This window comes from Streptomyces sp. NPDC127092 (genome assembly GCF_042722475.1).
In the GTDB taxonomy this organism is placed as follows: Bacteria; Actinomycetota; Actinomycetes; order Streptomycetales; family Streptomycetaceae; genus Streptomyces.
In genome coordinates this window covers 1-1,145 of record NZ_JBHXFE010000353.1, presented here as the reverse complement: position 1 = coordinate 1,145, position 1,145 = coordinate 1, and the positions used below count along the sequence as shown (strand labels likewise).

The 1,145-nt window shown below is 69.6% G+C and carries 1 protein-coding gene; it reads right to left on the bottom strand.

The annotated features are described in order from the left end of the window. The coding region (locus ACFWJO_RS40365; protein ID WP_386873345.1) for a thiamine pyrophosphate-dependent enzyme at positions 1–1,145 on the bottom strand (1,145 nt) is incomplete at both ends.

The window sequence follows — 1,145 nt, the reverse complement described above, 5'->3', positions numbered from 1 at the left end:
CTCCACGGAGTAGCCGTACTCGAAGCCGAGGGCGGCGTACTCGGACAGCAGCGAGTTGTAGACCCAGAACTTCGCCTGGTCCTCGGCGAGGTGCCTCAGCGGCGCCCACGTGTCGCCGGTGATCCGGTCGTGGAACACCGAGTGGCGCTGCGTGAAGGTGCCGCGCTGGGAGTCCTGGCCCGCCAGGCGGACCGGCACGCCCTCCATGAGCAGCGAGCCGAAGGCCGCCAGCTCGGCGAAGCCCCAGTCGATGCCGCCGTCGACGGCCATCTTGGCGCGGCGCTCGAGCAGGGCCGCGAGCTTGGGGTGGACCGTAAAGCCCTCGGGCACGTCGATGTGCGCCTGCCCGATGGCCCGCAGCGTCTCGGCCGAGATGGCCGTGGACGCCGGCGCCTCCGGGGCCGCGTCCCGGTCCTCGGCCGGGCGGAGGCCCTCCCCGCCGGAGGCGGGCGCGTCCTCGTGGGTCTCCGCGAAGACCCGCTCCAGCTGCTGCTGGTAGTCCTTCAGGGCGCTGTCCGCCTCCTCCTGCGTGATGTCGCCGCGGCCCACGAGGGACTCGACGTACAGCTTGCGGGTGGAGCGCTTCTGCTCGATGAGGTTGTACATGCGCGGCTGCGTCATCGACGGGTCGTCGCCCTCGTTGTGACCGCGACGGCGGTAGCAGATCATGTCGATGACGACGTCCTTCTGGAACTTCTCCCGGAAGTCGACAGCGAGCTGGGCTACCCAGACGCAGGCCTCGGGGTCGTCGCCGTTCACGTGGAAGATCGGCGCGCCGATCATCTTCGCGACGTCGGTGCAGTACTCGGACGAACGCGAGTGCTCCGGGGCGGTGGTGAAGCCGACCTGGTTGTTGACCACGATGTGCACGGTGCCGCCGGTGCGGTACCCGCGCAGCAGTGCCAGGTTCAACGTCTCGGCCACGACACCCTGACCGGCGAACGCGGCGTCGCCGTGCAGCATGAGCGGCAGGACGGTGAAGCCGTCCTCGCCCTTGTCGAGGATGTCCTGCTTGGCGCGGACCAGGCCCTCGAGGACCGGGTCGACCGCCTCGAGGTGCGACGGGTTGGCCGTCAGCGACACGGTGATGTCGTTGTCGCCGAACATCTGGATGTACGTGCCCTCGGCGCCGAGGTGGTACTTCC